Here is a 3,126-nt window from a genome sequence, read left to right as displayed (position 1 = left end):
CGTGGTCGGCTCCGGCCCGGCCGGGCTGGCCGCCGCGCAGCAGCTCACCCGCGCCGGGCACGACGTCGTCGTACTGGAGCGGGCCGACGCGATCGGCGGGCTGCTGCGCTACGGCATCCCCGAGTTCAAGATGGAGAAGTTCCGGCTGGACCGCAGGCTCGACCAGATGCGGGCCGAGGGCACCGAGTTCCGCACCAACGTGAACGTGGGTGTGGACGTCACCGTCGATCAGCTGCGCGCCGGGTACGACGCCGTGGTGCTCGCGGGTGGCGCGACGGCGTGGCGGGACCTGCCCACCACCGGCCGCGACACTCCGGGCGTGTACCAGGCGATGGAGTACCTGCCCTGGGCGAACCGGGTGGCCTCCGGTGAGCTGGCCGAGCCGCCGATCAGCGCGGCGGGCAAGGACGTCGTCGTCATCGGCGGCGGCGACACCGGCGCCGACTGCGTCGGCACCGCGCACCGACAGGGCGCCCGCTCGGTGACCCAGCTGGAGATCATGCCGAAGCCGCCGGAGTCCCGCTCCGAGGCGCACCCGTGGCCGATGTACCCGATGATCTACCGGGTGTCCTCGGCGCACGAGGAGGGCGGGGAACGGCTGTACTCGGTGAACACCCAGGAGTTCCTCGCCGACGACGCGGGCGACCTGCGGGCGCTGAAGCTGGTCGAGGTCCGCAACGAGGGCGGGAAGTTCGTCCCCGTGGAGGGCACCGAGCGGGAGATCCCCGCGCAGCTCACCCTGCTGGCGATGGGCTTCGTCGGCCCGCAGAAGGAGGGCCTGCTGGAGCAGCTCGGCGTCGAGCTGGACCAGCGCGGCAACGTCGCCCGCGACTCCGCCTACCGCACCAGCGAGGACAACGTCTTCGTCGCCGGCGACATGGGCCGCGGCCAGTCGCTGATCGTGTGGGCCATCGCCGAGGGCCGCTCGGCCGCCGCGGGCGTCGACGCCTACCTCACCGACCGCGACGTCCTCCCCCGCCCCATCAACCCCACCGACCGCCCCCTCTCCTGACACCCGGTCCTCCTCCGGGTTGTGCCGTGAAGGACCCCTTCGCTGCGTTGAGTGCCGTGAAGGGGTCCTTCGCTGCGTTGAGTGCGGGGAAAGTGCCCCTCGCTGCGTCCGACGCAGGTAAGGTGCCCTTCACGAGAGCTGGCGTGCGGCGGGGGGACGGGACGTCTCGCATGGCGCACGACACGCCGGAGCTGTGCTACTCCCCGAGGAGCCGTCGATGCCGCACGAGAATCCCGGCGAGGGCGGGGGCACCCCTGCGCGCCGCTTCCGCAACACGCGGGCCCGCCGCATCGGGGACGCGGTAATGCGCGTGTTCATCCGGGCGGGGGTGGTGCCGCACACCTATCTGCTCCACACCCGTGGCCGCCGTACCGGCCGGATGCGCACCACCGCGGCGACCGTGGTGGAACAGGACGGTCAGAAGTGGCTGGTCTCCCCGTACGGCACGGTGTCCTGGGTGCACAACGCACGCGCCGCCGGGCGGGTCACGCTGACCCGGCGGGGTGAGCGTGAGGACTACGCCGTACGGGAGGTCGGCGCAACCGAGGCCGGTCCCGTGCTGAAACGCTACGTCCGCATCGCGGGCGCGACCCGGCCGTACTTCGCGGCCTCGCCCGACAGCCCGGTCGACGACTTCACCGCCGAGGCGGACCATCACCCCGTGTTCGAGCTCGTCCCCGAGTCCGCCGACCGGGCCTGAGTACGCCTGCGAGCGTGGAAAGAGGGACGGTGGTCACACGGCGACGTCCGGGTGCCCGGGTCGTCGTGGCGTGGTCACTCGTGGCGGGATTCGCCGTCGTGGCCACGCTGGTGTCGGTGAAGGAGCGGGATCCCGGGTCGCCGCCCCGCCCGGTCTCCGTGGCGGAAGCGGAGGCGCTGCTGACTGAGGCGGTGCGGCGGGTTCGCGCCGACGACTACGGCGGGCTGTGCCGCGACGTCGCCGACGGCGCAGGCATCTGCGAGATGCTGCTCCGGGATGCGTGGCGGAAAAACCTGGTACCCGACGACTCGATGCCCGGGATCATCTCGGTGACCCGCCCGGCGGACGGGACGGTCCGGCTGCACCTGCGGGGGACGTACGCGGACGGGACCTCCTACCGCACCCACTTCTCCGTGCACCGGACGAGGGACACGGGGATGCCCCGCAGCGGCGCCCCGGTGTACTGGTTGCCCATGGGAACCGGTTCGGCGGACGGCACGTGCGTCCACGACGACGGCCACGTCCGGTGCGGGGGTCCGGCGACCGCACCGGCGGTGAGGCCACCACGGTGACCGGAGACGACGGGGAGCCCGCTCCCCCGCCCGTCACCGTGGTGCGCCCGGACAGTCCGGTGCTGCGTTACGAGGGCCGGTGGGACGTCCGCACGCGGGCGGCCACCACGGTCACCAGCGGGTCGCGTGTGTTCCTGCGGTTCTCCGGCGGCGGGGTCACGGCCCGGTTCGACACCACGGGCATCACGTACCCGCCGCAGGTCTACGCCGTCGTCGACGGCGTGTGCAGCGCGCCCGTCGTCGTGGGCCGCGACCGGATCCGGCTCACTCCGGACGGATCCCGGCCCGGTGCGCACGAGCTGATGCTCGCGGTGAAGGACGTCGACGAACGCGGCGAACGGTGGACACCACCGCTGACGTCGGCCCTGCGCCTCACCGGTTTCGACCTGCCCGCCGGGTCGGTGGTGCACGACGCCCCACCAGCACCTGAGACGCGGCTGACGTTCCTCGGTGACTCGATCACGCAGGGCGTGAACGTCCTCGGCACGGAGTCGGGCCCGGACGGCTCCGACGCCACGCTCGCCTACCCGTGGCTGGTGGCCGCGGCGTTCGACGCCGGTCTGGAGCAGGTGGGTTTCGGCGGCCAGGGAGTCACCACGGGCGGCAGCGGCGGTGTCCCCCCGGCGATGGAGACGGTGGACCACACCTGTGCGGACGTGCCCACCGAGCCGTGGACACCACAGGTCGTGGTGCTCAACCAGGGCACCAACGACGACCTCGACGGTGCCGACGAACCCGCCGTCGAGTCCGCCTACCGCGAGTACCTGCACCGGGTGCGCCGCCACTACCCGGACGCCCTGATCCTCGCGGTGGATCCCGTCGGCGTCGACGGGGCGGGCACC

The 3,126-nt window shown here is 72.8% G+C and carries 4 protein-coding genes; all 4 read left to right on the top strand.

Annotated features, from left to right (window positions below; translation table 11 throughout):
• A partial coding sequence (locus tag SACHA_RS0117925; protein ID WP_019812016.1) for a glutamate synthase subunit beta occupies positions 1–1,012 on the top strand: 1,012 nt, incomplete at its 5' end.
• Positions 1,013–1,229: 217 nt separating this feature from the next.
• Complete coding sequence (locus SACHA_RS0117920) at positions 1,230–1,712, top strand: nitroreductase family deazaflavin-dependent oxidoreductase (RefSeq protein WP_019812014.1); 483 nt, start codon at positions 1,230–1,232, stop codon at positions 1,710–1,712.
• A 29-nt stretch (positions 1,713–1,741) separates the two neighbouring features.
• Positions 1,742–2,284, top strand: a complete 543-nt coding sequence (locus SACHA_RS0117915; RefSeq protein ID WP_232211919.1) for a hypothetical protein — start codon at positions 1,742–1,744, stop codon at positions 2,282–2,284.
• The coding region (locus SACHA_RS0117910) for a GDSL-type esterase/lipase family protein (RefSeq protein ID WP_157601747.1) at positions 2,281–3,126 on the top strand (846 nt) is incomplete at its 3' end. The genes SACHA_RS0117915 and SACHA_RS0117910, both read left to right, overlap by 4 nt.

It is taken from the genome of Saccharomonospora halophila 8 (assembly GCF_000383775.1).
GTDB lineage: Bacteria > Actinomycetota > Actinomycetes > Mycobacteriales > Pseudonocardiaceae > Saccharomonospora > Saccharomonospora halophila.
Note: the sequence above shows the minus strand (reverse complement) of the source record. Positions and strands in the feature narration are given on the sequence as shown.

Coding starts and splice junctions, on each gene's coding strand:
- SACHA_RS0117920 (WP_019812014.1), top strand. CDS start 1,230: ATGCCGCACGAGAATCCCGGCGAGGGCGGGGGCACCCCTGCGCGCCGC.